Genomic DNA, 20,044 nt, shown 5'->3' with positions numbered 1-20,044 from the left:
ATTTACATATTTCTCAGGTAGAAAGCAAGAAAACTCTCTTTATTTTCACAGCCATTTTTGCTCATATTCTTCTTCTTTAAAACCAAAAGAAGCTTTGCTGCCATTTGTTACGACTGGACGCTTTATCAGCATGCCGTCAGAGGCTAAAGTTGTCAGGAGTTCATCTTCTGATGCAGTTTTCATTTTATCCTTTAACCCCAGCTCCCTGTATTTCATGCCGCTGGTGTTGAAGAGCTTTTTAAGCTCCAGTCCGCTTTGTTGATACAATGATTTCAATTCTTCCTTTGAAGGAGGATTATCTACAATATTCACCGCTTCAAAAGAAACATTATGATTTTCAAGCCACTTTTTCGCGTTGCGGCAAGTTCCGCATTTAGGGTACCAGTAAAAAGTCAAAGACACGTTCTATTCACCTTTCTTTTTTTAGATGTCTTAGAAGTATAGCAGAAGTTTCTACTTTTTCGAAATGAATAAAATCGTTATGTATCTCTCGTTTCCTGCAGTGTAAATCAATTTTCCAAAGGGCTTCCCACATAATGAGCCAAATCTAACTTTAAAAGCCATTCTACTCTTGATAAATCAAATCATTCTCTCATTCGTATGGAAGAGTAAACTGCCATGAAACACCAAACTTATCAACCGTCCAGCCAAACTTCTTACTAAATGGATATTCACCTAATGGCATGAGTACACCGCCAGCTGATAACCCCTCGTAAAGCCGGTTTATCTCCTCTTCCGTATCACAATTAATAAACAACGAGAAAGAAGGTGTAAATGTAAAATCGTGCTTCATGTTGCTGTCAATGCATATAAATTCCTGCCCATTAAGTGTAAAGGAGGCTTTGAGGATACTGCCTTCTTCACCCGGTCCATTTGCACCGTAACGGGTGATGCTGGTAATTTCGGAGTCTTCAATTAAAGAAGTGTAATAATTCATCGCTTCCTCTGCATTTCCCTGAAACATTAAAAATGGTGTAACCCTCGACATAAAATCCACCCCTATTCCTAATCTTATTATAAACTTTATACCCATACCACTATCCTTTAATCCACTAAAGGGGTCAGACCCCTTTAGTGCTTTACTACACAAAAGCACATATCTGGAAACTAAAAGGCTTACAGTAAAAGGGCCTGCAGAGAGCTGATTCGCTGCCCTGCAAGCCCTTAGTTTTCTATCAATGAGGCTTTTTTTGTAATGATTGCTGCTATTATACGAAGAAGCGTTCTACTTTAATAAGCTCATCCGCTGCTTCACGTTTTTTGGCAATTACATTTGTTGGGGTATGGCGAGTCAGCTTGCGAAGGGCTGACAACATCATGCGCAGCGTATCGCCTTCTTCAACTGCCACCAAGGATTCTTTCGCAATGCTTTCAATTTCATTGAAGGCTTCTTGAACGAAAATTTGTGTATAAAGCAGTTTTTGCTTGTTCTTTTCGACTCCACCCTTCGCAATTGCCTTTTCCGTACGAAGGACAGCAGATTCCATTGCATAGGCAAGAGACACAAGATCAGCAATGTTTGCTAAAATTTCTTGTTCAGTTTCAAGCTTGGCACCATATTTCTGTGCTGCAAGTCCTGCCACCATCAAGCCAACCTTTTTAGCGCTTCTTGTTAAATATTTTTCCTGATCAAGAGGAGCATCGCCAACTTCTTCTGGCATTAACATCATAAGTTCTTCCTGAAGACCCTGTGCTTTTTGAAGAAGCGGAAGCTCGCCGCTGAAAGCTTTCTTCATATACGTTGCTGGAACGATTAAACGGTTGATTTCGTTCGTTCCCTCAAAGATACGGTTAATTCGGGAGTCACGGTATGCTCTTGAGATTTCATACTCATCCATAAAGCCGTAACCGCCATGGATTTGAACGCCTTCATCTACGATATAATCCAGTACCTCAGTTGCAAATACTTTGTTCAAAGAACATTCAATGGCATATTCAGCAATGGACTTTGCTACTTCCTGGCCGCTTTTAGCCTGTTCGTCTGTCAGCGTGCTCATTCTTTCATCAAATAACCCAACTGTACGGTATACGGAGCTTTCAGAAGCATATAGCTTAGACGCCATTGTTCCTAGCTTTTCTTTTGTTAAGTTAAATTGTGAAATAGGTGTTTTGAATTGCTGGCGCTGGTTAGCATATTTGACGGCAATCTCAAATGCTGCCTTTCCGCCGCCTACTGCACCTACTCCTAATTTATAACGGCCGATGTTCAGAATGTTGAAGGCAATTTTGTGTCCTTTGCCTACTTCACCAAGAAGGTTTTCTACAGGCACTTGTGCATCTTCAAGGATTAGAGTACGTGTAGAAGAGCTTTTAATTCCCATTTTCTTTTCTTCTGCTCCTGTTGATACTCCTGGATATTCACGTTCAACAATAAAGGCAGTAAATTTATCGCCGTCAAGCTGAGCATATACCACAAATACATCCGCAAAACCGGCATTGGTAATCCATTGTTTTTCCCCATTTAATAGATAATGTGTACCTGCTTCATTTAAACGGGCAGTAGTTTTCGCACCCCTTGCATCCGATCCTGAGCTTGGCTCAGTCAACGCATAGGCTGCCAGCTTTTCACCTGTTGCTAATGCCGGCAGGTACTTTTGCTTTTGCTCTTCATTTCCGAAAAGGACAATTGGAAGAGAACCAATTCCTACATGGGCACCATGTGAAATAGAAAAGCCGCCTGCTTTAGCCATTTTTTCTGCAATTAAAGCTGAGCTTACTTTATCCAGCGCCAAGCCGCCATATTCTTCTGGAACATCCACACCTAGTAATCCTAACTCACCAGCGCTTTTTAATAATTTTACAGAGCGGTCAAATTCATGTTTTTCTAAGTATTCAACCTGCGGGAGCACTTCATTTGCTACAAAGTCTTCTGTTGTTTTTGCAATCATTTTTTGCTCATCGCTGTAATCTTCTGGTGTAAAAACGCGGTCAAAAGAAATATCTTCAATTAGAAAGCTTCCGCCTTTGATAAGGTTTTCAGTTTGGTTTGCCATGTATACTTCCTCCTTTTAATAAATGAATCTATTTATCTCGCATGTTGATTTCTGCTCCATACGCCCGCTTTTTTTAAAGGCCGTTCAGGCGAGCCTCACGCTGCTGTTTTAGCCAGATGGGTAAAACGCTTTTGCCCATAAAACCCGTGTACCGGCTCCATTATCAATGTGCGAGAATCCATATTGAGCTTTATCCAAACCCTAACAAATAGTGATTAAATTAATTCAAAAACGCCTGCGGCCCCCATTCCACCGCCGATACACATAGTGACTACGCCAAATTGCACATTTCTGCGTTTCATTTCATGGATTAGAGATAAAGTCAGCTTGGCACCGGAACAACCAAGCGGATGTCCTAAAGCAATGGCTCCCCCATTTACATTGACGATTTCCTCGTTTATTCCCAGCTGGCGGATGACCTGAATGGATTGGGAAGCAAATGCTTCATTCAATTCGAATAATCCAATATCAGATAAATCCAGACCGGCAATTTTCAACGCTTTTGGAATCGCTTCTACAGGGCCAATCCCCATAATTTCCGGAGGTACTCCCCCTACGGCAAAGGAGCGGAATTTAGCCAGAGGCTTCAATCCAAGTGAATCGGATTTCTCTCTGTCCATGAGCAATACAGCTGCCGCCCCGTCACTTGTTTGGGACGAATTACCGGCCGTAACCGAGCCTTTCATCGAAAAAGCTGGACGCAGCTTTGATAAAACCTCAAGATTGGTCCCAGGACGTACACCTTCGTCCTGTGTAAACTGAAGCTTTTTCTCCACTAGCTTATTGTCTGCTCCAACTGAACGAAGCGTTACATCAACCGGAACAATTTCATCGTTGAATTTCCCGGCAGCAATCGCCTCTGCAGCTTTTTGATGGCTACGGACAGCAAATGCATCCTGGTCTTCGCGGGAAACACCGAATCTTTGTGCCACCTGCTCTGCTGTATGGCCCATGCTCATATAATATTCCGGTGCTGTTTCTGCTAAAACGGCGTTCGGGCGTACAACATGCCCCATCATTGGGACAAGGCTCATGGATTCTGCACCGCCTGCCATGACGGTATCCGAATGCCCCAGCATTATTCTTTCAGCTCCGTATGCAATGGCCTGTAAGCCGGAAGAACAGTACCGGTTAACCGTTATCGCAGGAACAGTATCAGGAAGCCCGGCCAGTGCACCAATATTCCTTGCCATATTGAGGCCCTGCTCCGCTTCCGGCATGGCACAGCCAATAATTAGATCATCAATGTTTCCTTCGTAGTTTCCCGCACGCTTTAACGTTTCCTTTACAACCAATGCCCCTAAATCATCTGGGCGCACAGTAGCAAGAGTCCCTTTTTTGGACCTGCCTACAGGTGTTCTGGCACCAGCCACAATGACCGCTTCACGCATGTCTTTTCCCCTCTTTCATTAGTATTGCTGCGCTGTATGAATCATGTATTAAACTCTATATAAAAATAATTCTTTTAGGTGTTTGCCTGATAAAAAGACAGACACCTTATAATAGATACCTAGTTTCTTAACGGTTTGCCTTTAACAAGCATATACTGCATGCGCTGCTGTGTTTTCGGCTCAGCAATTAGGCTAAGGAAGGCCTCTCTTTCAAGGTCCAATAGGTATTGCTCATCTACTTCCGTTCCATAAGGGACCTTGCCTCCAGAGATCACATAGGCCACTTTCTTGGCAATTTTCAAATCATGCTCTGAAATATAGCCTGACAGAAGCATGGATTGTGCACCGAGTAGGAGTGTCGCATAGCCCGTTTCCCCAACTACAGGAACTTTCTTGCGAATTGGAGCGTGGTAGCCGCTTTCGTGCAGATTTAAAACCGCTTGTTTGGCATCATAAAGCTGATGATCCGGATTTACGCTGATGCCATCGGCTTCGCTTAAGAAATTATTAAGGCGGGCTTCCTCGCCTGACATCGAAACCTTTGCAAGAGCAATGCTCTCAAATACTTTGTTGGCAACCTTCTGCAAATCAAATTCCACACCATTTGGCATATTTTTCAGATGCTTGATGTAAAGCTCCTTATTTCCGCCGCCGCCAGGAAGAAGGCCGACACCTACTTCTACAAGTCCCATGTACGTTTCCATTGTCGCCTGGATATGTGCAGACGGAAGGCAAACCTCTGCTCCGCCTCCAACAGTCATTTGGAAAGGCGCTGTAACGACCGGCTTGGAGCTGTATTTAATTTTCATCATGGCATTTTGGAATTGGCGTATGACCATATCCAGTTCAAAGAAATTATCATCCTGGGCTTCCATCAGCATCATGGCCAGGTTTGCGCCGACACAGAAGTTTTTGCCCTGATTTCCAATTACAAGACCTTTGTAATTTTTCTCTACTTCATCTACAGAGAAATTAATCATTTGGACGATGTCAATTCCGATGGCATTGCTTTTTGAATGGAACTCAAGCAATGCGACACCGTCTCCAACATCAATCAGGCTTGCACCAGTATTTTCTTTAATCACTTTGCCTTGTTTTTTCAAAGAAGCAAGATCAATGATCTTTGGATTTTGGGCTGCAGCATGATACTCTCCGTTTTGATAATAGAAGACTGTACCGTTTTCTTCCTTATAGAAGGAGGTAAAGCCTTTATCCAGCATTTCTTTTACCCATGCAGGTACTTTAAGACCTTCAGCTTCCATTTTCTTAACGGATTTTTCAACTCCAATGGCATCCCATGTTTCAAATGGGCCTTTGCTCCAGCCGAATCCCCATTTCATCGCTCTGTCAATGGAAACGATGTCATCTGCGATAACGCCCGTTAATTCAGCTGAGTAAACGAAAACAGGTGCCATTATGTTCCAAAGCAAGGATCCTGCCTTATCCTCCGCATAAACAAGCGCTTTCATTTTGTTAGCTGTCCCTTTTACCTGCTTTGCAAGCTCTAACGATGGAGCTTTTAATTTTTTTCTTTCTATATATTCGAACGTTTCAGGATCAAGCTCCAATATTTCCTTGCCCTTTTTAAGGAAAAAGCCCTGTCCCGATTTACTGCCAAGCCAGCCATTTTCAAGCATTTTTTTCATAAAGGAAGGGACTTCAAAAGCTTTCTTTTCCTCCCCCTCCACTTTGTCGTACACATTATTGGCAACATGGATAAATGTATCAAGACCCACTACATCCAATGTCCGGAAGGTGGCACTTTTTGGACGGCCGATCAGGGGTCCCGTTACAGAGTCCACTTCCCCTACGCTGTATCCGCCTTTCTTCATAATATCAACGGCTACCAAGAGCCCATAGGTACCAATCCGGTTTCCGATAAAGTTAGGAGTATCTTTCGCAAGAACCACTCCTTTTCCAAGTACATCTTCACCGAATACCTTCATAAACTCAAGAACCTTGGCATCGGTTTGTTTCGTTGGAATCACTTCAAGAAGCTTTAAATATCTTGGAGGATTGAAGAAATGAGTTCCAAGGAAATGCTTCTGGAAGTCTTCTGAGCGGCCTTCTGCCATCGCTTCTACAGAAATACCTGAGGTGTTGGAGCTGACAATACTGCCAGGCTTCCGGTACTGATCTATTTTTGCAAAAACCTGCTGTTTAATATCTAATCTTTCGACGACTACTTCAATGATCCAGTCTACATCCGAAAGCCTTTTTAAATCGTCTTCCATATTTCCAGCCTCAATCAAGGCTAAATTATCTTTTTTTGTAAGCGGCGCAGGCTTTTGTTTCAATAACCCCTGTAAAGCCTGAGAGCTCAATCGATTTCGCACAGCTTTATCTTCTAATGCTAACCCTTTGGCTTGTTCCTCTGGTGTTAATTCCCTAGGCACGATATCCAATAGCAAGGTTGGAATGCCAATATTGGCCAAATGGGCAGCTATACCGGATCCCATGACTCCTGACCCTAAAACAGCTGCTTTTTTAATGCTGTAACTCAATGCTATTTCCCCCTTCGACAACTTTGAATGAATACTCATTCATTTTACTGCCAAAAAAAATCTCACGAATGAGCTTACTATACTAAATATAAATGAATTTTCTCAATATAGCAATGCTTTCGTCTTCGAAAATCGGAAATTTTTTAAAAATTTAAAGAACAGACTCTGCGGCTTTTCTTAAATATTCACCCTGCCAGCCGGGAATGCTAATTACGAATTAAATCTGGGGGGTGAAACAGATGGCACGAATGAAGAAAAATCCTTCTAAAGCAGGCGTCAGTGCTGCCAGCGTAAAAGGAAATGCAGGTCCAACCGTAGAAAATGACGGCGGAGGCAAGGTAAACAGCCAAAACAACCAGTACAAAAAACACTAGAAAAGCGGAAGACGCCTGCTTATCGGCGACCAGCATAAGGTGAGCCGGCTGAGAGGTTTGGTATTTAACCTCTCGGACGGATTGACTTATGACCTCGAGCCGATGGCGTCTGGAGCTGGACAATAGAAAAGCCGAAGACGCCCGTTTATCGGCGCCTAGCATTAGGAGAGCCGGAGAGAAAGGGTCGCCTTTTAACCTTCACTGAGGTCCATTAGTTATGACAGGACACCGCCTTCAGCACCTTTTCCATTATAAAATACAAAAACCCCCTGCAAAACACAGTAATGCAGGGGGCGTTTACATTATTTTCCGAGAACACCTTTTAGAACAAAGGCAACGTTTGCAGGGCGTTCCGCCAAGCGGCGCATAAAGTATCCATACCAGTCTGTTCCATAAGGAATATACACACGCATTTTATATCCTTCTTTGATAAGCTCCAGCTGACGCTCTGGGCGGATCCCAAACAGCATCTGAAATTCATATTGGTCATTCGGGATATTGTATTCTTTTACAAGCTGCTTGGTATACTCAATAATTTGTTCATCATGCGTAGCTATTGCAGTATAGTTTCCATTTAAAAGGTGCATCTTAATAATTTTTTTATAGTTTTCATCTACATCCTTTTTGTCCGGAAATGCAACAGTGGCAGGCTCCTTATAAGCCCCTTTGACAAGGCGCAGATTTGGGGAAAATTGATTTAGTTCCTCAATATCCTTTTCTGTACGGTACAAATAAGCCTGGATAACGGTTCCAATATTATCATATTCCGTCTTAAGGTTTTTAAAGATTTCAAGTGTTTTTTCTGTTCTTGCATGGTCTTCCATATCAATTGTAATAAAGACATTATTCTGCTTGGCAGCATCCATGATACGGCGCATATTATTCATCACAAGTTCGTCGGAAATATCCATTCCCATTGATGTAAGCTTTAATGAAACCTGGGAATCTAATCGTTCTCTGCCAATTGCCTCAATGGTTCTAATAGCATTATCCGCCATTTCGTTCGCTTCTGCTTCGTTATCTACAAATTCCCCTAAGTAGTCCACTGTAATCAGCAAGCCTTTACGGTTAAATTCTTTTATAACCTTAACAGTCTGCTCAATATTTTCCCCCGCAACAAAACGCGCTGCTCCAAATCGCAGGCCGTACCTTTTGGCCATATTAGTGAAAAATCGATTTTTTGCTAAAAACAAGAAAAAATTACGCATTAATTGTTCCATTTCTTGCCCTCTCCCCTTTGAAGTAAACTTATCATTCTTTATGGAACCGCTTACTGTCATTTTTTTATAAAAATACAGAAATTACATTCATATATTATCACGGAAAACCTTTTTTGAATAGGCATTTTATAAGGAAACCCGTCAATATTTGTCGTTTTTCATGGATAATGCCATTTCAATATTGGCACACTAAGAAAAGCGCAAGCGACTTGCTCATCGGCGTATGGATTCCGAAGTCTTCGACTGAGATAAAGAAAACACAGCGAGGGACGAGATGATGTTGACTTATCGCAGGGAGGAGACGCAAAAATCCACTAGCCGATAGGCGCTGGAGCTAGACAATGAAAAGCGCAAGCGCCTTGCTCATCGGCGTATGGATTCCGTAGTCTTCGACTGAGATAAAGAAAACACAGCGAGGGACGAGATGATGTTGACTTATCGCAGGGAGGAGACGCAGAAATCCACTAGCCGATAGGCGCTGGAGCTAGATAGATACTACTTATATAATTTCATACGCTTATCCTTTAAAAAAGGACTGCACACACAGATCATGACTGGAGGTAATATGGACATGGAACAACAACACCAACAAACTAGTCAAAATCCTGCTCATGCTTATCATGAGCCTCCGCAGGTGCTGACTACAAAAGATTTATCTTATTTAAATGACATGCTTTCCTGGAATCTGCTTGCTATGAAAAAGGCTCATTTTGCAGCAGAGCACTGCCAGGATGCTTCATTAAGAAGCGCCTTTGAAAAATGCGGACAAATGCATCAGCAGCATTATCAACAAATTTTAGGACATTTGAATACAAATCAGCCAACACAAAACACTCAACAAATGATGTAACGGAACAGGAGGTACTACTATGCAAAATCAAAATGCACCCAAAATTCAAAATTCCAAAACTTCCATACCAGAAACTCCCCGCATGAATGATCGGGATCTTGCGAACGATTTACTGGCTATGGAAAAGTATATGACAGCTTCCTATAACACCGCCCTAAATGAAGCCAGTCACTCCGCCCTTTATCAGGATCTGCTTTCTATTTATACAGAAACACATAATGAGCAGCGCGAGCTCTATAATCTTATGTTCCATAATGGCTGGTACAAGCTCGAGGCTGCGGAGCAGCAAAAAATCCAGCAGGCTTACCAGCAGCATCAGGCATACTCCTCTCAATTTCCATACGGAAATCAAACACATTGAAAGAAAAGCGGAAGCGCCTTGCTCATCGGCGTACGGATTTAAAAGGCTTCGACTAAGATAAGGCCGAATACAAACTGAGAGCACCGAAATGGGTTAGAGAATTTCCTGTACCCATTTTGGTGCTCAAATTACTCTATTTTAAAATCCTTTAAAGGATAATAAATCAAGTCACACCTTGCCACAATGGCACTCGCAGGAAACAAACCGAGACCATTGCGGCTGTCCATGCTTTTCAGACGGTTATCCCCCATAACAAAAAATTTGCCTGCAGGCACCGTAATCGGTCCAAAATCCTGATTTAATATCTCCCCTTTTTTACGTGCTTCCATTCGATTTTTAACTAGATAATTTTCGGCTTCCTTTTTTCCATTCACAAAAAGATACCCTTTTTTGATTTGAATCTTATCACCTGGCAATCCAATTAAACGCTTAACGTAATTAACTTTATGGATTGTATCTTTAATGATAACAATATCTCCTCTTTGCGGCTTTTCAAGCTTATATACCTCTTTATTTGCCAGCATATGATCTCCATTAAACAGCGTAGTTTGCATAGACTCCCCCTCTACAATATAGGGTGAAAAGAAGCATACACCTATAGCTGCCAGTGCACAAAGCAGAAGTAATACTATCTTCAATCCCCTTGTTAAGAGCCTTCTCCTTTTCATTGAACCCCCTCCAAGTCTTCTAATGTCCTTTCTTTAAACTTATTCTGATTCCATCTCATTCATGCTGTTTTCACCATTAAGAGACACCTTACATAATTCCGGTCTATTTGGAAAAGATATGGACAAATCACTATTCATGCCAGGCACCGGGGGAAGAATGATGAATATTTTTAAGAGGAAAAAAAAGCAGAAACAGGCGAATACCAATCCAAGTCCTGGCGCACAGGTCTCAATGGAGGACAAACCAGCTTCAGATGATATAAAGGAAGAATTCTTTACTAATACAAAAATGAAATTTTCCTTTTCTCTGAAATTTGTTTCTACGATTATTGATGAAAATATCCTTCAGAAGGATGTCCTGCCTTACTTATTGGAGGGAGAATTCAGCGGCCTGAATGATGTCAAGTCCATTCTTCCTATTGCAGACGTGGAAGTTAGCACAGATCCATCTATAATTGAACAGAAAATGTTTAATGGATATGTCCTTCTGCGCTCTACACAAGAAAGTGATAAGTATGTCTTTATTGCTGCACAAAAAGAGGTAAGCAGATCTATCTCCGCACCGGAAATTGAGTTTAGTGTAATTGGCCCTAAAGAAGCATTTATTGAAACACTGGATCAAAACTTAAACCTGATTCGCAAAAGGCTTCCCATTAAGGAATTAATTATAAAAGATTTTACACTTGGCACTCTCTCAAAAACCAAGGTAGCCTTGCTGTATATTGATGGAATTGCCAATGAAGAAAATGTGAATACCGTTAAGCAGCGACTGCAGGATATTGACTTTGACGAAATTAGTGACAGCTCCTTTATCGAACAGCTGATGGCGGATAATCACAATTCTCCTTTCCCTCAATTTCTTGATACAGAAAGGCCAGACCGGGCAGCCGGAGTTCTTACCCAGGGAAAACTTATCATGCTTGTAGATGGCTCTCCACATGCCTTGATTGGTCCCACCACGCTGGTGGAGTTCTTTGGTTCCTTTGAAGATTATTATCTGAATTGGATTATTGCTACTGTATTCCGGCTTCTGCGGATATTCTCGGTTGTTTTCTCCATCCTGGTAACACCGTTATATGTAGCTGCGCTTACCTACCACTATCATTTAATTCCAAGGGACCTGATGGCTACTCTTATCAGCTCTAGGCAAGGAGTTCCGTTTCCACCGATCTTAGAAGCAGTTGTTCTGGAAGGGACTATTGAGCTCCTCCGGGAAGCCGGCGCCCGATTGCCGACGAAAATCGGCCAGACGATCGGTATCGTGGGCGGTATCGTAATTGGGACTGCTTCTGTTGAAGCAGGATTCACGAGCAATGTGCTGCTCATTCTGGTTGCCCTTGCAGCACTGGCCTCCTTTACCACCCCTGTATATAAAATTGGTAATACGATCAGGCTTTTGCGTTTCCCCTTTTTGTTTTTTGCTGAGCTTTGGGGACTTCTTGGAATTGTCTTTTGTTTTTGCATTCTGATGACACATTTATTGAGGCTGACCTCTCTTGGCCGTCCATTTCTCGAGCCGCTCTATCCTCCACGCGTCATCGATTTGAAGGATACCATTGTAAGGCTTGGTTTCAACAAACAATCACTACGGCCGCAATATTTACGAACAGAAAAGACTCGGCGGTTTCCTAAAAAAGACGGAAAGATTAAGAAAGACATAGATGAGTAATCCAGATATAGAAGAATGCCCATATTGGAGGTGATACCTTGAAGCCCATTCCGGAAAATCTTAAAGTTTCACATTTCCTCACCTTTTATTTAATGGTTTCCATGCAAGTCGGTGTGGGAATTTTGGGGTTTCAGCGTATCATAGCCCGTATTGCCGGCTACGATTCTTGGATATCGGTGATTATTGCAGGTGTCAGTTCCAATATCATTATGTGGTTCATGTATAAGCTTATGGAAAACAGCAATGGCGATTTAATTGACGTTCATCGTGACCTTTTTGGAAAATGGCTGGGATCACTGGTCAGTATTGTTTTTGGGTTTTACTTCATCGCACTTCTTATCACCATTCTAAAAACGTATATCGAAATCGTTCAGGTATGGATGTTTCCGGATTTCAGCACCTTCTGGTTTGGGGCAGCCTTTCTCCTTCTGTGCATTTATATCATTTATGGAGGATTTCGGACAGTAACAGGGATTGCATTTTTTGCCTTCGTCCTTCCATTATATATAACGATAATATTTGGGCTTGCCCTCCAGTTTGCAGATTTCTTTCATTTTTTACCGATATTGGACCACTCTTTTTCCAAGATTTTGAGTGCTTCACAAAGTATGTCTTTATCCTATTCAGGATATGAAATTTTTGTCTTTTTCTATCCTTTTATAAAGAATCCAGAGAAATCAAAGAAATGGACACACTTCGGACTGATTTTTACCATGATTTTATATTTGTACACTGTATTTGTTTCTTTTTCTTTTTATACTGAGGAACAGCTCTCCAAAGATATTTGGGCCACATTAACCACCTTTAAAATTGTTCATTTGCCTGTAGCAGAAAGGTTTGAATACATTGGCATTGCCAACTGGTGCCTGATCATTCTTCCAAATGTCTGCCTTGCACTTTGGTGTGCCACCCGCATTTTTAAGAGAACCATCAAACTGAACCAGCGAATAGGAGTCATTTTAATATCCGTTTTGGCGCTTATTATCATGATATTTTTTAAAACACGAGGGCAAATTGACAATTTAAATACCATTGTTGGAGGAGTCAGTTTTTTATTGGATTATTTCTACATTCCACTCCTAACCGTAATATTACTGCTTGTGAATAAGCTGAAAAGGGGGAAAAAAATGCAATGAAATCATTTTCTCTCATCCTTTTGTGCTTCCTTTTGCTTACAGGATGTGTCCAGCAGCAAATTATTGATGAAGTGAATGTCGAGACTGGTCTGGGCTTTGATTTACTAGAAGGTAACCGTATTAAGGGTACCGTTCTTTATCCTCAATTTCTGCCGGATAAAAGTGTCAATAATGTCACGATTGTTGAATCGGCCAAGGTCAGCCGTGATTTATTATCCAAGCTTGAAAGGCAGTCCAATCAGCCTCTTGTTACAGGAAGCCTGGAGGTTGTATTATTCGGAAAAAAACTTGCGAAAGAGGGGTTTTTCCATCTGATTGATTCCTTGCAGCGCGATCCTAATATTGGGTCAAGAATTGATTTGGCTGTCGTGGATGGTACCGCCGAAGAAGTTCTTCAGGGAAAATACGGAATGGAAGGGAATGGGGTCTACATTAAAAGCCTGATGGACCATAACATGAAATACAGGGATGTTCCAAGGCAGAATCTCCACCTCTTCGCTTCCTATTTATATTCCAAAGGAAGAACGACTTATCTGCCCATTATTAGAAAGGTAAACAATACGGAATTGGAAATCAGCGGGATGGGCCTTTTTAATAATAAAAGATTAGTTCAAAAAATTGGCGAAGAAAAAATGTTTTTCTTTAAAATCCTGGTGGATAAATACAGTGAAGGCAGCGAAACCATTAAATTAGATGGGGATGAAGCAGTCGTCAGAAGTATCAGCTCCACCAATAAAATAAAGGTGAATACTCATAAACATCCGACAGAGGTAACAATTGAAGTAAAAGTTAATGGAGTAATTCGTGAATTTACTGGTAATCATCTAGACATGAAAAAAGAAAACGTCATTAGAGAAAAATTTGAAAAGATAATAAAAAAAGAAACGCTGAGCATGCTAAAGCAATTTCAAAAAAATCATATTGATCCTGTAGGCATTGGCGAACGCGTTCAAAGCGTTACGCGCCATTTTAACTGGAGCAAGTGGAGGGACGAATATCCAAACGTTAAATTTAAGGTGAAACCAAAGGTTATTATCATGGAAAGCGGTACGGTGGAGTAAGTTCATTTCTAAGCGCTTTTTATAACAACATTCACTTTCTATTCTATAAGCAAGCAGAAACATTGAATTACACAGGAAGAATGACTACAATACAATTATAGTTTTAATAACACGAGGTGGTATAGAGTGGAAGAAATTAAAAAAACCGAAACATATCAAGAACTCATTTCTCAATCAGAGCCAGTCATCATAAAGTTTTTTGCTGATTGGTGCCCGGATTGCAAGGTAATGGACATGTTCATTGATGATGTAATAAAAGAACATCAAGAGTACAAGTGGTTCGAAATGAATACCGATCAATTCCCTGAGGTGGCAAAAGAGAACCAGGTAATGGGGATTCCGAGCCTTCTCATTTTCCAGGACGGTGAAAAGAAAGCACATTTACACAGTGCAAATGCAAAATCACCTGAACAAGTGAAGGATTTTTTAGAATTAGTAAAATCTAACTAAAAAATGCGGAAGCGCCTTGTTCATCGGCGTACGGATTCCGTAGTCTTTGACTGAGATAAAGGAAACACAGTGAGGAACGAGCTGATGTTTCCTTATCGTAGGGAAAAGACGCAGAAATCCGATAGGCGCTGGAGCTGGACAATGAAATGGGGAAGCCCCTTGTTCATGACTGAGATAAAGGAATCATAGCGAGGCCGTTCATAAAAATTTTATAGGCTAATCCTCAATAAACCCGGCAAGAGCCGGGTTTATTATTTATACAGAGTTCAGTCTGTCATCTTTTCTCCTCTAATTTCTGCCAATTAATATTCAAAGTATATTCTCACTTTTCCATTTTATCATGAGAAAAATGGATTAAATGATGACTAACTTGTTTGCTTTTTAAATTTTGGGGTAATCTATCAGTAAGTAAAGCAAATAAACAGAAAGAAAGGTGAAAATACATGCTTTGGACTATAATTGGTATTTTGCTTATACTTTGGATTTTAGGATTTTCCCTTCACATTGCAGGCGGATTAATTCACATCCTGCTGGTTATTGCTATCATTGTCTTCATCATTAACCTTGTAACAGGTCGAAGACGATCATAGCAGGTCAAATAAGAAAAAAGAGTAAAAATTTTATACTTTCCACAAAAAAAGCAGGGCCCTTGGCCCTGCTTTTTCCATTTCAAACTCTTACAAAAGCTTTATTCCCAGAAGGCCTCCGATTTTCTGTCTTTGCTCTTCCAGTTCTTTTATTCCTTTAAAGTTTGTTAACAGTCCCTGAAATACGTATTTTTTAATAGGCATACTAGCAGCTTCGTTTAACAGGAAATCAGCGGCATCCATCAGCTCCTGCTGCTTTTCCGCCTTTAAGGGCAGCTGTTCTAATATCGATTTCATTTCTTTTAAGATATGCACTACTTCTTCCTCCGGATTGCTATTTTCTTTACAGCTCGTTTGGAAGAAGGCATCGATCCCGTTTGAACCGATTATCGGCTCCTCCCCTTTCTCCAAAAAGGATACTACCAACTCATCAATTCTTTTCATAATGAACTCAGACAGTCTGTCAACATTGAGTTGGATTCCCTGAAAGATCGTTACTCTTAAATATGAATTTCGAATTCCGTCCAAAGAAAGAATAACATCTCCAATAAAGGGTCTGATTTTATCACCATATATCATCATTAAGTGGCTTTCATACCATTTTATCGTCTCTGCAATATTTTTCTGTAAATATTCTCGCAGCTCTTTATTAATGGAATGATTTTGCTCACGTATGTGCATAACGATAAAATCCCGATGCTGTATAAAAAATTCAAATTGCGCCTTAATTTGTTCTTTCATTTTATCGCGGGGTGCCAATTCCGTTTCGCTTATTTTCACTATTTTCGAGCGCAGAATCGCGTAGTAATAATCAAAAATAGCAAGTAAAAGCTCTTCTTTGGATGAAAAATAAGTATAAAATGCTCCCTTTGAAATGCCATACTCTGTTACAATATCCTGCACAGAAGTTGACTGAAAGCCTTTTTCAGCAAATAGCTTAATCGCTGTTTCCAATAGCTCAATTTTTTTTTGTTTCATCCTTTTTCACCTCCCAATCGTACATACCACTTTAAGAGTATGATTCAGGCTGCAGGATGGGCATGGGCATGCGCATACATCTCGTTTCGCACCCCCATAAAGTCCCTTTGTATCTTCTATTTAGAAATCCAAAAAACAAAAGTGTATACAAGTCCATTCCTGCGATGATATGACTTCATAAAAAATTTATATAAAACAAATACTTATTTCTTGAAATGATATGACCAGTCAGTTATATTTTAAAAGGTAATGACCAGTCAGTCAAACTTATCTTTTACCTAGTCTTTATTACATATCCACTTTTCTTTTAGGGTCACCGAAGGACTGCCAGGAAAAAGCGGCTTACAACATTGCCGTCAAAATGGGGTAATTTTTTAAGAAAGCATTACATGAAACACAAAGCAGCTACCCTTTCGGTTGCTGGAAAAGGAGCGAGAATCTATTGAACGCTATCATTAACTTTTGCTTGAAAAACAAGTTTGCCATTTGGCTGATTACACTGATCGTCACAATAGCAGGCATTTATGCAGGGATAAATATGAAAATGGAAACCCTCCCTAATATTAATGCACCTATTATTACGATTACCACCACCTACCCTGGTGCAACACCGAATCAGGTAGCGGAAGACGTAACAAAGCCAATAGAGCAGCAAATTAAAAATCTTCCAGGCGTGGATACAGTGAGTTCGACCTCCATGCAAAATGCTTCTACTATCCAAATTCAATACAACTACAATAAAGATATGGATAAAGCACAAAACGAAGTAAAGGATGCCTTAACATCTGTCAATCTTCCGGACAACGTAAAGACTCCAACCGTTTCACGTTTTAATATTAATGATTTTCCAATCCTTTCCTTAAGCCTGTCCAATAAACATCAATCATTGGCTGAACTGACGCAAACAGCTACTGAGGATGTAATTCCGGACTTGGAGGGAATTGAAGGGGTTTCCCAGGTACAGGCATCAGGTCAGTATGTGCAAGAAGTGGACCTTACCTTTAACCAGGATAAACTGAATAAGTACGGCCTGTCTGAAGACACAATTAAACAATTGATTCAGGGTTCTGATGTATCCGTTCCCCTTGGGTTGATTAATTTTGGCAACAAAAATAAATCTGTTGTCATTGATGGAAATATAAAGTCCCTGGACGATTTTAAAAATATTGAAATTCCTTATACACCAAAACAGACTCCGTCAATGGGTGCTGCTGGAGGCAGTCAATCCTCCCAGGCTCAAGGAGGCATGCAGTCACAAAGCCAAGCAAGTCAGAGCGGACAAATGACAGGCAGACAAGGTTCTCAAAGCCAGGGTGCAGGTGCTCAGTATCAAAGTCAGTCCCACGCTCAATCTAGTACAGCAAATACTCAAGCCGGCAGTTCTCAAGCTGCTAATGTAAACCTTCCTACCGTTAAATTAAAGGATTTGGCAAACATTGTCCTGGTAGGCAAGCATGAATCTATTTCAAAAACAAACGGCCAAGAATCCATCGGGATTGAAATTACGAAATCCCAAGATGCGAATACCGTTGATGTTGCCAACAATATAAATGATGAAGTAAGCAAATTGAAAAAGACCCACCCGGGATTAACGGTATCGACCATTTTAGATCAGGCTACACCAATCAAGGATTCTGTCCAAACGATGCTGACAAAAGCCATCATCGGTGCAATCTTTGCCGTTTTAATTATCCTGATTTTCCTTAGAAACATCCGGTCTACCATTATTTCAGTCATATCGATTCCGCTTTCTCTATTAATCGGCGTCCTCATCCTTAAGCAAATGGATATTTCGCTGAATATTATGACCCTGGGCGCTATGACAGTCGCTATAGGACGGGTAGTCGACGATTCCATTGTCGTCATAGAAAATATCTATAGGCGCATGTCTGATTCAAATGAACCATTAAGAGGAAAAGATTTAATCCGAGAAGCAACAAAGGAAATGTTCCGTCCTATTGCTTCCTCCACTATTGTAACCGTCGCGGTCTTTCTGCCGCTTGGTTTAGTGCAGGGAATGGTCGGACAGCTGTTTCTACCTTTTGCCTTAACACTCGTATTCTCGCTATTAGCGTCCCTTGTCGTAGCTGTTACCGTTGTACCAATGTTTGCGGATTCCTTATTTAAAAAAGAAATAAAGAAAAAAAGCCAGCATGAAAAAGAACCAGCAGCAGGAAGGCTTGCCGGTGCCTATAAAAAGGCGTTAAACTGGTCCTTGAACCATAAGCTGATCACGTTTGGATTAGCCGTTCTGCTGTTGATAGGGAGCTTCTTTTTAGTGCCATTCATCGGTGTCAGCTTTATATCCAATGACCAACAAAAAACGGTTATGGCGACCTTTAATCCGAATCCAGGTGAAACACAACAGGATGTTGAAACCGTTGCTTCCAAAGCAGATGACTATTTCCTTCATCGGAAAGGCGTCCAAAATATCCAGTACTCCATTGGAAAAAGCCCATTTGGAGGAAACGACCAATCAGCGGTGTTCTATGCTGTATACAACAAGGATGCCAAAAACTTTGATAAAGAGCCTGACAAAGTCATAAAAGATCTACAAAGCATGACGAATAAGGGAACCTGGAAGTCTCAGGATTTCTCATCCTCAGGCAGCAGCAATCAAATAACCGTATCGGTATACGGTGACGATATCGATCAAATTAAACCAGTCGTTGAAAAGCTAGAAAACAATATGAAAGACGTTAAGAATTTAAAAAACGTAGATTCAAGTCTTTCTAAAACCTATCAGGAATATACACTTGAGGCTGATCAAAGCAAGCTCAGCAAGCTTGGGCTGACAGCTGGACAAATCGCCATGGGATTAAACCAATCAGGCAATAATCCCGCACTGACAACCCTTAAAATAAATGGTAAAGATATAGATGTTTATGTTCAAGCGGACAAAAGCAGCTATACAAATGTAAATGATTTAACCAATACAAAAATCAAGACCGCTTTAGGAAGTGAAGTACCGTTAAACAAGGTCGTCACAGTAAAAACCGGCGATACACCTGATACAATTTCCCGTCAGGACGGAAAGATGTACGCAAGCGTAACCGGAACAGTCGGCCAAGGTGATGTATCAAAGGTATCAAAAGATGTACAAAAAGCGATTGATAAAACAGATATCCCTAAAAACGTTCAAGTATCAATGGGCGGTGTGACAAAGGATATCAAAGATTCCTTTACAAATCTCGGCTTAGCCATGCTCGCAGCAGTGGCCATTGTTTATCTTATCCTTGTCATTACATTTGGCGGAGCATTGGCACCACTTGCCGTTTTATTCTCCCTGCCTTTCGCTATCATTGGCGGACTTGTGGCACTATGGATTACTCATGAAACACTCAGCGTGACATCCATGATCGGCGCCCTTATGCTGATTGGAATTGTTGTGACCAATGCCATTGTATTAATTGACCGTGTAATCCATAAAGAAAGAGAAGGATTCACAACAAGGGAAGCATTGCTTGAAGCGGGCGCAACCCGTCTTCGTCCAATTCTTATGACTGCTATTGCTACGATCGGGGCATTACTCCCATTGGCATTCGGGTTTGAAGGCGGAGGATTGATTTCAAAAGGCATGGGCGTCACCGTTATTGGCGGTCTTGCCAGCTCTACACTGCTTACATTGTTAATCGTTCCTGTGGTGTATGAGTTTTTTATGAAGTTTACAAGAAAGAGCAGCAGGAAAGAATCGTAACAAGATAGGCGCTGAAGCTAGACAAGAAAGTATCCACAGGTTTAGCATTTTATCATTACCTAAACAATAATAAAAAAGCAGATGCTTCTCAGCATCTGCTTTTTT

Annotated in this window: 17 protein-coding genes; 9 read left to right on the top strand and 8 right to left on the bottom strand. The window is 41.0% G+C overall.

Annotation, left to right across the window (positions count from 1 at the left end):
* Nucleotides 1–45 precede the first annotated feature (45 nt).
* From A5N88_RS21300 to A5N88_RS21280, 5 genes are all read right to left on the bottom strand, one after another.
* The gene (locus tag A5N88_RS21300; RefSeq protein ID WP_066269787.1) at nucleotides 46–402 is read right to left on the bottom strand and encodes an arsenate reductase family protein; all 357 of its coding nucleotides are present in this window, start codon (nucleotides 400–402) and stop codon (nucleotides 46–48) included.
* A gap of 190 nt (nucleotides 403–592) precedes the next feature.
* On the bottom strand, nucleotides 593–988 hold the full coding sequence (locus tag A5N88_RS21295; RefSeq protein ID WP_066269785.1) for a VOC family protein: 396 nt from the start codon (nucleotides 986–988) through the stop codon (nucleotides 593–595).
* A gap of 220 nt (nucleotides 989–1,208) precedes the next feature.
* Nucleotides 1,209–2,993: an acyl-CoA dehydrogenase FadE gene (locus tag A5N88_RS21290; RefSeq protein ID WP_066269783.1), complete on the bottom strand. Its 1,785-nt coding sequence runs from the start codon at nucleotides 2,991–2,993 to the stop codon at nucleotides 1,209–1,211.
* A 215-nt stretch (nucleotides 2,994–3,208) separates the two neighbouring features.
* Complete coding sequence (locus A5N88_RS21285) at nucleotides 3,209–4,384, bottom strand: acetyl-CoA C-acetyltransferase (protein ID WP_066269779.1); 1,176 nt, start codon at nucleotides 4,382–4,384, stop codon at nucleotides 3,209–3,211.
* Between the two features lie 119 nt (nucleotides 4,385–4,503).
* Nucleotides 4,504–6,927: a 3-hydroxyacyl-CoA dehydrogenase/enoyl-CoA hydratase family protein gene (locus A5N88_RS21280; RefSeq protein ID WP_066269777.1), complete on the bottom strand. Its 2,424-nt coding sequence runs from the start codon at nucleotides 6,925–6,927 to the stop codon at nucleotides 4,504–4,506.
* A 200-nt stretch (nucleotides 6,928–7,127) separates the two neighbouring features.
* On the opposite strand from A5N88_RS21280, the gene A5N88_RS24515 reads away from it, so the two are divergent.
* Entirely contained in the window at nucleotides 7,128–7,262 is a 135-nt protein-coding gene (locus tag A5N88_RS24515; protein WP_083953247.1) for a YuzL family protein, read from the top strand.
* A 302-nt stretch (nucleotides 7,263–7,564) separates the two neighbouring features.
* Here A5N88_RS24515 and A5N88_RS21275 read toward each other — a convergent pair whose 3' ends face one another.
* A complete protein-coding gene (locus A5N88_RS21275; protein WP_066269775.1) occupies nucleotides 7,565–8,482 on the bottom strand; it encodes a proline dehydrogenase family protein in 918 nt (305 codons plus the stop codon).
* 571 nt (nucleotides 8,483–9,053) lie between these two features.
* Here A5N88_RS21275 and A5N88_RS21270 point away from each other — a divergent pair.
* Both A5N88_RS21270 and A5N88_RS21265 read left to right on the top strand, forming a co-directional pair.
* Nucleotides 9,054–9,332 carry a hypothetical protein gene (locus A5N88_RS21270; RefSeq protein ID WP_066269773.1) on the top strand — a complete coding sequence of 93 codons (279 nt, stop codon included), beginning with the start codon at nucleotides 9,054–9,056 and terminating at the stop codon, nucleotides 9,330–9,332.
* A 19-nt stretch (nucleotides 9,333–9,351) separates the two neighbouring features.
* Nucleotides 9,352–9,693, top strand: a complete 342-nt coding sequence (locus tag A5N88_RS21265) for a spore coat protein (RefSeq protein WP_066269772.1) — start codon at nucleotides 9,352–9,354, stop codon at nucleotides 9,691–9,693.
* Nucleotides 9,694–9,821: 128 nt separating this feature from the next.
* Here the strand turns inward: A5N88_RS21265 and lepB are convergent, their stop codons facing one another.
* On the bottom strand, nucleotides 9,822–10,361 hold the full coding sequence (gene lepB / locus A5N88_RS21260) for a signal peptidase I (RefSeq protein WP_066269771.1): 540 nt from the start codon (nucleotides 10,359–10,361) through the stop codon (nucleotides 9,822–9,824).
* 157 nt (nucleotides 10,362–10,518) lie between these two features.
* Between lepB and A5N88_RS21255 the strand changes: the two genes are divergently transcribed.
* The 5 genes from A5N88_RS21255 (at nucleotide 10,519) to A5N88_RS25235 (ending at nucleotide 15,267) form a co-directional block, all read left to right on the top strand.
* Nucleotides 10,519–12,030 carry a spore germination protein gene (locus A5N88_RS21255; protein WP_066269769.1) on the top strand — a complete coding sequence of 504 codons (1,512 nt, stop codon included), beginning with the start codon at nucleotides 10,519–10,521 and terminating at the stop codon, nucleotides 12,028–12,030.
* A gap of 38 nt (nucleotides 12,031–12,068) precedes the next feature.
* Entirely contained in the window at nucleotides 12,069–13,166 is a 1,098-nt protein-coding gene (locus A5N88_RS21250) for a GerAB/ArcD/ProY family transporter (RefSeq protein WP_066269767.1), read from the top strand.
* Complete coding sequence (locus A5N88_RS21245; protein ID WP_066269765.1) at nucleotides 13,163–14,227, top strand: Ger(x)C family spore germination protein; 1,065 nt, start codon at nucleotides 13,163–13,165, stop codon at nucleotides 14,225–14,227. Before A5N88_RS21250 ends, A5N88_RS21245 begins: the two co-directional genes overlap by 4 nt.
* A 126-nt stretch (nucleotides 14,228–14,353) precedes the next feature.
* Nucleotides 14,354–14,677, top strand: a complete 324-nt coding sequence (locus A5N88_RS21240) for a thioredoxin family protein (RefSeq protein WP_066269763.1) — start codon at nucleotides 14,354–14,356, stop codon at nucleotides 14,675–14,677.
* 443 nt (nucleotides 14,678–15,120) lie between these two features.
* On the top strand, nucleotides 15,121–15,267 hold the full coding sequence (locus A5N88_RS25235) for a lmo0937 family membrane protein (protein WP_157090751.1): 147 nt from the start codon (nucleotides 15,121–15,123) through the stop codon (nucleotides 15,265–15,267).
* 87 nt (nucleotides 15,268–15,354) lie between these two features.
* Here A5N88_RS25235 and A5N88_RS21235 read toward each other — a convergent pair whose 3' ends face one another.
* Nucleotides 15,355–16,242 (bottom strand): TetR/AcrR family transcriptional regulator, encoded by an 888-nt coding sequence (locus A5N88_RS21235; RefSeq protein ID WP_066269762.1) that lies wholly within the window; start codon nucleotides 16,240–16,242, stop codon nucleotides 15,355–15,357.
* 442 nt (nucleotides 16,243–16,684) lie between these two features.
* On the opposite strand from A5N88_RS21235, the gene A5N88_RS21230 reads away from it, so the two are divergent.
* The gene (locus A5N88_RS21230; protein ID WP_066269760.1) at nucleotides 16,685–19,939 is read left to right on the top strand and encodes an efflux RND transporter permease subunit; all 3,255 of its coding nucleotides are present in this window, start codon (nucleotides 16,685–16,687) and stop codon (nucleotides 19,937–19,939) included.
* Nucleotides 19,940–20,044 lie beyond the last annotated feature (105 nt).

The organism is Heyndrickxia acidicola, from assembly GCF_001636425.1.
Taxonomy (GTDB): domain Bacteria; phylum Bacillota; class Bacilli; order Bacillales; family Bacillaceae_C; genus Bacillus_AE; species Bacillus_AE acidicola.
The sequence above is the reverse complement of the archived record's forward strand: the minus strand, read 5'-3'. Positions and strand labels throughout refer to the sequence as shown.

Bases quoted from the DNA above. Each gene is read 5' to 3' on its own strand.
- A5N88_RS21295 (WP_066269785.1), bottom strand. From the start codon at position 988: ATGTCGAGGGTTACACCATTTTTAATGTTTCAGGGAAATGCAGAGGAA.
- A5N88_RS21290 (WP_066269783.1), bottom strand. From the start codon at position 2,993: ATGGCAAACCAAACTGAAAACCTTATCAAAGGCGGAAGCTTTCTAATT.
- A5N88_RS21285 (WP_066269779.1), bottom strand. From the start codon at position 4,384: ATGCGTGAAGCGGTCATTGTGGCTGGTGCCAGAACACCTGTAGGCAGG.
- A5N88_RS21280 (WP_066269777.1), bottom strand. From the start codon at position 6,927: ATGAGTATTCATTCAAAGTTGTCGAAGGGGGAAATAGCATTGAGTTAC.
- A5N88_RS24515 (WP_083953247.1), top strand. From the start codon at position 7,128: ATGGCACGAATGAAGAAAAATCCTTCTAAAGCAGGCGTCAGTGCTGCC.
- A5N88_RS21275 (WP_066269775.1), bottom strand. From the start codon at position 8,482: ATGGAACAATTAATGCGTAATTTTTTCTTGTTTTTAGCAAAAAATCGA.
- A5N88_RS21270 (WP_066269773.1), top strand. From the start codon at position 9,054: ATGGAACAACAACACCAACAAACTAGTCAAAATCCTGCTCATGCTTAT.
- A5N88_RS21265 (WP_066269772.1), top strand. From the start codon at position 9,352: ATGCAAAATCAAAATGCACCCAAAATTCAAAATTCCAAAACTTCCATA.
- lepB (WP_066269771.1), bottom strand. From the start codon at position 10,361: ATGAAAAGGAGAAGGCTCTTAACAAGGGGATTGAAGATAGTATTACTT.
- A5N88_RS21255 (WP_066269769.1), top strand. From the start codon at position 10,519: ATGATGAATATTTTTAAGAGGAAAAAAAAGCAGAAACAGGCGAATACC.
- A5N88_RS21245 (WP_066269765.1), top strand. From the start codon at position 13,163: ATGAAATCATTTTCTCTCATCCTTTTGTGCTTCCTTTTGCTTACAGGA.
- A5N88_RS25235 (WP_157090751.1), top strand. From the start codon at position 15,121: ATGCTTTGGACTATAATTGGTATTTTGCTTATACTTTGGATTTTAGGA.
- A5N88_RS21235 (WP_066269762.1), bottom strand. From the start codon at position 16,242: ATGAAACAAAAAAAAATTGAGCTATTGGAAACAGCGATTAAGCTATTT.